The 7,085-nt window shown below is 43.1% G+C and carries 6 protein-coding genes and 1 pseudogene; 3 read left to right on the top strand and 4 right to left on the bottom strand.

What is annotated here, in order from left to right; all coding sequences use genetic code 11:
* Positions 1 to 261: 261 nt before the first annotated feature.
* Positions 262 to 2,004: a glucosylglycerol hydrolase gene (gene gghA, locus ACLFWI_RS23515; protein ID WP_446414941.1), complete on the top strand. Its 1,743-nt coding sequence runs from the start codon at positions 262 to 264 to the stop codon at positions 2,002 to 2,004.
* A gap of 270 nt (positions 2,005 to 2,274) precedes the next feature.
* Here the strand turns inward: gghA and ACLFWI_RS23510 are convergent, their stop codons facing one another.
* A complete protein-coding gene (locus tag ACLFWI_RS23510; protein WP_446408801.1) occupies positions 2,275 to 2,448 on the bottom strand; it encodes a hypothetical protein in 174 nt (57 codons plus the stop codon).
* 14 nt (positions 2,449 to 2,462) lie between these two features.
* On the opposite strand from ACLFWI_RS23510, the gene ACLFWI_RS23505 reads away from it, so the two are divergent.
* Complete coding sequence (locus ACLFWI_RS23505) at positions 2,463 to 3,857, top strand: IctB family putative bicarbonate transporter (RefSeq protein WP_446414940.1); 1,395 nt, start codon at positions 2,463 to 2,465, stop codon at positions 3,855 to 3,857.
* Positions 3,858 to 4,023: 166 nt separating this feature from the next.
* Here the strand turns inward: ACLFWI_RS23505 and ACLFWI_RS23500 are convergent.
* Positions 4,024 to 4,287, bottom strand: a pseudogene (locus ACLFWI_RS23500) (Txe/YoeB family addiction module toxin).
* Positions 4,280 to 4,534 carry a type II toxin-antitoxin system Phd/YefM family antitoxin gene (locus tag ACLFWI_RS23495; RefSeq protein WP_446338451.1) on the bottom strand — a complete coding sequence of 85 codons (255 nt, stop codon included), beginning with the start codon at positions 4,532 to 4,534 and terminating at the stop codon, positions 4,280 to 4,282. The pseudogene ACLFWI_RS23500 and the gene ACLFWI_RS23495 overlap by 8 nt, the downstream one beginning before the upstream one ends.
* A gap of 293 nt (positions 4,535 to 4,827) precedes the next feature.
* On the opposite strand from ACLFWI_RS23495, the gene ACLFWI_RS23490 reads away from it, so the two are divergent.
* Entirely contained in the window at positions 4,828 to 5,901 is a 1,074-nt protein-coding gene (locus ACLFWI_RS23490) for a DNA cytosine methyltransferase (protein ID WP_446414939.1), read from the top strand.
* A 498-nt stretch (positions 5,902 to 6,399) separates the two neighbouring features.
* Here ACLFWI_RS23490 and ACLFWI_RS23485 read toward each other — a convergent pair whose 3' ends face one another.
* Positions 6,400 to 6,975, bottom strand: a complete 576-nt coding sequence (locus ACLFWI_RS23485) for a transposase (protein ID WP_446414942.1) — start codon at positions 6,973 to 6,975, stop codon at positions 6,400 to 6,402.
* Between the last annotated feature and the right edge of the window lie 110 nt (positions 6,976 to 7,085).

Below are 7,085 nucleotides of genomic sequence, written 5' to 3'. Positions count from 1 at the left end.
GTTCATGGTTCATGGTTCATAGTTCATAGTTCATGGTTCATGGTTCATAGTTCATAGTTCATGGTGACAGCATCCCATTGCCCGTAAAAATAGGGGTAGTTCGCGAACATAATTAGCAGACAGTGGGCGCACAGCCATGCAGCCTTACCCCAAAACCCTCTGCGCCCCTCTGCGCGAACCTCTGCGTCCCTCTGCGTTGAAAAATTCTGCCACCGCTTACAGGAAAAAAAGAATATTTTGTTGATTAATTACCAGGGAAACATGACAAAAACTGCAACCAAAAGAACACCCATCACCTTAATCGCCGACGAAACCCAAAAACTCCTCGATTGGACAGATAGCGTTCAACAATCCGACGACACAATATTCCACAAAGCCAAAACATTAGCCACCCGCCTCGGTGCCCATTACCGTGCCGATGGACTCACAGAAATAGGCTTCTGGGCACCGGAATTAGGGGCAGATATGTTCCAACCCAAGAACATTTATCTGGAAGTTCTCACCCCGCTTAACAAAATTGACCCCACCTTACCCAACCAAAAAGCCAAAGTTCATCGGGAACACCTACAACTAGAAAAACAAGGCGAATATTTCTGGGGCGTCGTTTCCGGAATGCGTCCGGGAACCAAAGACCAGATGGGTTCCTTCTATTGGCTAAAATACTTAGATTTACAGAATGAAATCCAAACCATTGGCGATGTTTTAGCCTATTCCTTACCTTATGGTGTCTACGCCCCCGCTGAACTCTATGACCTAAATCAGTTACAAGAAAAACGTAGCGACTTGGAGTATTTTGGTCAAGGTGACAGGGATGAATCGGGAATAATTCGCGTTCATCCACCCCGAAATATTTTACAGATTCATATCACCACAGCCGCCAAAGAAGGAACGCTGGCAGGATTAACCCGCATCTATCAACGGATTGCGGAAAAAATCAACGCCAATGACGCTTTAACCCCAGCCGAACAATGTTACATCGGCTATGACGCGGTGCAACTTCTCCCCATTGAACCTACCGTGGAATATCGGATAGAACATGATTTGGGGCAAGGTTTTTTTATCTTCAATGAAGATGACTTGGATGAAATTGACCCGGAAACCGAACAGGTGGATTACGAAACAGAGGACATTAAAATCACCCTGAAAAAACCGGATATCCAAAACTGGGGTTATGATATCGTTATATTTGGCTCTTCAGCAACGAATCCCTCTGTCCTGGAAACCCTGCGTCCGGATGAATTAGTGGAGTTTATTAGTACCCTGCATACTTTCCCTACGGGTCCAATACAAGTCATCTTTGATATTGTTTATGGTCATGCAGATAACCAGGCGTTAGACGTTCTGAATGGGCGCTTCCTCAAGGGACCGAATATGCGCGGACTTTATGACGCCATTGAAGAAACGAATTACGATTTAGAAGAAGTGGCAAGTTTATGTCAGCGTTATCTGGGGGCGGAGTCGGAGAAAGAGGAAGTTAAACAGGAAGCAACGAAGCGGAAATCGGCGGCGCAATTACAGAAGCTGAATGTACCGGAAAAATCCCAGGTGTTGACGGAGTTGGATGTCGGGAAGCTGAAGGTATTTGCTAGGGCGTTTATGGAAGATATGCACCAAGCTTGTAATGTGTGGAATTATGAGGACTATTTGGTGCCAGAATTAGCGGCGTTTAATTTAACCTTGCGTCGTTTCCGTCATGATCATCCTTGGTTGCACCATAATTTATCGGGATTGGATCGGTTTAATCGAATTAGTGAGGATAACTATACCCTTTTCTATGGCTTGCGGAGTCAACCTACAGAGGAGGGGGCGAGTGAAACGCCGTATCAGATGGCGATGGTGTCTCACATGGGTGGTGATCCAATTACGGTGACGCTGGGAGACTGGCTGCAACTGGATTGGGATGAATGGCAGATTGCGATCGCGTCTCCAGGATTGGAGGTGAGTGATCTGCGATCGTTTGAGTTGCGAGATACTCAGGCGCTGCTATTAGAACGAGTGAGTTAAGGGAAATGTTTGTAGTAGGCACTTTAGTTCCTCAAGCGCTAAAGCGCTTACTACAAACTAAGGCAGAGAATCTAGAATCCGCGATCGCATCATGATCGAGTATAAGTTTTCCTGTAGGGGCGACCCGCTTGCCCAAATGAACAACGGCGTCCACTCACTTTGATCGGGTCGCCCTTTACTCAACCCTTTGTGTTAGAAAGTGTTGCTTGAGAGTTAGATGTTTTCCTGATATAGGGTTGATTGAATCAGGGCGCACAGCGGCGTCATCAATCAGGGCGCATGTCTATGCGCCCCTACGTTCAGATGGGATATCTCCTGAAATCTTGCACCATTCCAGGGCTTCACCGCCTCTTGCCAAAACTTATCCTGAAGTCGATCAACTTCATCTGGAGTAAGCTGATTGGATAATGTAGTGCGATCGCGTGCTAAATCGGAAACAATCAACCAATCACCAATCTATGAATTCAGCTTGGCAACAGGTTACTCTATCGAATTTACGTTTCTATCAGTGGCGCAGCGCTAGCTATTTATATCGCGTCGTGGGATTGCTGCAAGCTTGGCGGCGGGGGAGTTGGCTGCTTCAGTGGGCGGAACCCTTGGGCGCGTTGCTGGTGGCGATTGTGTTTGCGGTTGCGCCCTTTGTCTCTACTGCCCTCATCGGCGTGTTGTTAATTGCTTGTGCGGGGTTTTGGCTACTGCTGACTGTCTCGGATGAGAGAGAACGCCCCCAGGTGACACCGATTCATCTGTTGGTATTACTGTATTGGTCAATCGCCACCGTTGCCACAGCCATGTCCCCGGTGAAAGTGGCAGCCCGTCAGGGGTTGGTGAAACTGACGCTATACTTATTACTCTTTGCGCTAATGGCACGGGTACTCAGGTCAGCCCGTCTGCGTTCCTGGGTAATCGGGGTTTTCCTGCATATTTCGTTAATTGTTAGCGTTTACGGGATACGACAGTGGTTTATTGGCACAGAAGCGTTGGCAACTTGGACTGATACTAATTCGGCGGCGGCGGATTTGACGCGGGTTTATAGCTATTTGGGGAATCCGAATCTATTAGCGGGTTATTTGATTTCGGCTGTGGCGTTGAGTTTAGCGGCGGTGTTGGCTTGGACGAGATGGCTTCCAAAAGCCTTGGCTGTAACCATGTTTGTGGTGAATTCTGCTTGTCTGGTGCTTACGTTTAGTCGCGGCGGCTGGATTGGTTTTGTCGCTTGTCTGTTTGTCTTTGCCGTTCTTGTCGTGTATTGGTATAGTATCCAATTACCAGAAAAATGGCGTCCTTGGGCAATGCCTGCGATGCTGGGGAGTTGTGCGGCGGTAATTATTCTGGCGGTGTTATTTGTTGAACCGGTGCGAGTGCGAGTGGCAAGTGTTTTTGTAGGGCGGGAAGATAGTAGTAATAACTTCCGCATGAATGTATGGGCGGCGGTGATTGATATGATTCGCGATCGCCCGATTATTGGTATTGGTCCGGGAAACAATGCGTTTAATAAGATTTATCCCTTGTACCAACGTCCTCAATATACCTCGTTGAGTGCCTATTCTATCTTTTTGGAAGTGGCGGTAGAAACAGGTTTTATTGGCTTGTTTTGCTTTCTCTGGTTACTTTTGGTTACGGTGAATCGTGGTGTACAATTGATTAACCGACTCCGCGCCCTGCGGAATCCTCAAGGCTTCTGGTTAATTGGTGCGATCGCTACCATAGCGGGAATGTTGTCTCATGGTTTAGTGGACACAGTTTGGTATCGTCCTCAGGTGAGTACAGTATGGTGGTTGATGGTGGCGATTATTGCCAGTTATTATCTGCCGCCTCAAGCTGATACCTCAACGGCTGTGCAGGATAGCTAGTACCCACATTACTGAGAGGATAAAGCATTGTGCGATACGTTCCTTCGGAACAGGCTTCGCCAACGCGAGATTTTTGTCGAGTGAGTATTGTTGTGATTTTATAGTTGGTTAAATATAGGATACACGACAATAATAAAGGGCGCACGGGGCGTGCGTCCCTACTGTCTTAATAATGATAGCGACAAGAAATAATCGTTAGATGATTATCATCTACCGCGTAGACAAGACGATTGGTATCATCAATACGACGTGACCAAAATCCCGATAAATTTTCTTTCAAAGGTTCAGGTTTGCCAATCCACTCAAAGGGAATACTTTTAGTTGCCTTGATCAGTTTATTAATCCTCTTAAGAGTCTTCTTATCCTGATTTTGCCAATAAAGATAGTCCTCCCAAGCTTAATCAGTCCAGGCTAACTTCCGATTACTCATCTAATAAGTCTTTCTCGGTTACCTGTCCTTGTTTGTATTGGGCAATGGAGCGTTCTAAGTGGGCTGCATTGGCTGGAGATTTTAACAAATGAACGGTTTCTAGCAAACTATTGAAATACTCAAGAGACATAACGACGGCATCATCAGCATCCCGTCTGGTGATTATAGTATAGTCAGCATCATTAACCACCCGATCCAAAATGGCTTTCAGTTTATTTCTAGCTTCAGTAAACGTTACGACTTTCATTCCTAAAAGCTGTCGGCTTAATTGTACAAGTATAGCCTAGCTGCTCTGAGTCTAGCAAGAAAGCGGCAGACTTAGCATACAGATCAAAGCATTGTGCGATACGTTCCTTCGGAACAGGCTTCGCCAACGCGAGATTTTTATAAGGTGAGTATTGCTGTTATTTTATAGTTGGTTAAATATAGGGCGCTAACCGAGCCGTATTGACTGGATAATTTTCTTTACTGCCTGTTGGGGCTTCGTGAACCTGCAACCATGTTTTATAATGAGAGAATCAAACTTGCTGAAAAATAGGGATGGACAAACTGAAGTTTATTGATTTATTTGCTGGAATTGGTGGATTTAGAATTGCCTTTGAAGAAACGGGCTATGAATGCGTGTATTCTTGTGAAATTGATCCCAAATGCCAGGAAGTATATTTTAATAATTTTTCAGATAAACCCGCAGGTGATATTAGAAAAATAGACATCAACAGTATTCCTGAGTTTGATATTTTAACGGCTGGCTTTCCTTGTCAGCCTTTTAGTATATGTGGTAAAAGAAAAGGTTTTCAGGATACAAGAGGTACATTATTCTTTCGCATTTGTGAAATAATCGCAGCAAAAAAGCCTCCAGTTATTCTCCTGGAAAATGTAAAACATTTAATGCATCAAGATAAAGGGAGAACGCTCAAGGTAATTTTGTACTCTTTAGAAGATTTGGGATATAAAGTAAATTATAGTCTGCTGAATTCTAAAGATTTTGGAGTCCCTCAAAACCGGGAAAGAATAATTATTGTTGCCACCAAAAATAAACAATTTAATTTTAATAAATTGAAAAAAAATAAGTGTATAGCAAAATTAAAATTTTTTCTAGCCGATTCCGAAAATTTTGAATACTTAGATCCGGACAGCTATACCTTAATAGATCAACCAAAACAACAGCAATCGGGCTTAATTTTTGTAGGATACCGGAATAATAAGAGTATTTGGAAAAAAGGAGTTAGACCCAACACTCATCATTTATCTAGGGTTCACCATCAACCCAATAGAATTTATTCAGTAGAAGGCATACATCCTACAATACCTTCTCAAGAGACCTCGGGGCGATTCTTTATTTATCTTCCTGAAGAAAACGCCGTTCGCAAATTGACGATTAAAGAATGTTATAGAATTATGGGATTTCCAGAGAATTTTAAACTCCACAATAATTTAGGAGAATGTTACAAGCAAGTGGGAAACTCGGTCTGCATTCCCATGGTTTCTGAAATTGCTCATCAATTAAAGGAACAAATATTTCTTGGGAGTCAGGAAGAAGAAAATGGAAATGATTTTATAGCTAAAAATAAAGAAAAATTTGTTCAATTGCAAATACCAGGATTACGGTTATGAATCACAAAGAAAAGTTATTACAGGTTTATAAACAAGCTACCAATGCTGAAGATATTCAAAGTGAAAATCTGACATTGAGAACTCAGATTCTGAATTAATTGACATAGAAATTAATGAAATAGATAAAAATCATGGCTGCCAAATAATTGTCAACGGAACCATGCCTACATTGAAGTATTATTTAATACTGATAACTTCCCTAGATAATTTTATTAATAAATATTCCCTATTGATAGAATCAGACTCTGAGCTTCAAATTGATCATAAGATTAAGTGGAATGAAATATTATCTAAACATTTTGGTATTTCTTAGGGGGATCAGAAAATAGGCGACTGATATCATGAACGCACCAGAAAGGGCGCACGTCGGTACGCCCCTACCGTCAAACAGGGGTTGTCATAAAATTAATTCAAGACTGTGATGATTTTGAGGAATTAATTCAAAGTATCTTATCTTAAAAGACTGATTGGTGATATCATCCACTGTTTTTTATCCAACTACATCCACAAATTTGCGGGATTGTCCTTGTCATCTTCCCACTTAGCAGGATTGTTGATAATATAGTCTCGAATTCGGTCTAATGATCCATCAGCGCGAATGATGTGGTCATAAAATCGCGGTTGCCAAGCAAAAGATGAATAATTATTCCTTTTACACCACTGACTAACGGCTGCTTTGTATGATCGAATGATGGCACCCAGAGAACCTGCTTTCGGAGACATTTGTGATCTTGCCCGATAGAACTCCGTGTCGCCACGGAATGTAGAGACGTTGCATGCAACGTCTCTACAGGATGAATTAGGTTTATTAATAATCACAATGCCATGTAAATGATTGGGCATGACCACATAAGCATCCAGATCAGTATAGGCACAATGATCAGGAATATCTGCCCAGAATTGTTGGGCGATTTGCCCAATCTTGGACAGGCGCATTTCTGTTGATATTACATCACCAAAGAAAAACGTGCGATCGCGGGTACAAATGGTGACGAAATACCAGCCATTTGCGCCATAGTCTCTGTGGGGTAATCGAGTGGATTCAACCCGATATTTGCCTTTGTACAGGGTCATGGGTTTGTCCCGATGATGGTGTAGAGACGTTGCATGCAACGTCTCTACAATGGTCATATCACCGACTATAACATCAGCGAAGAAAAATGTGCGATCGCGGGTACAGATGG

The organism is Coleofasciculus sp. (genome assembly GCF_046539235.1).
GTDB lineage: Bacteria > Cyanobacteriota > Cyanobacteriia > Cyanobacteriales > Coleofasciculaceae > Coleofasciculus.
This window is presented reverse-complemented; position numbering and strand designations above follow the sequence as displayed.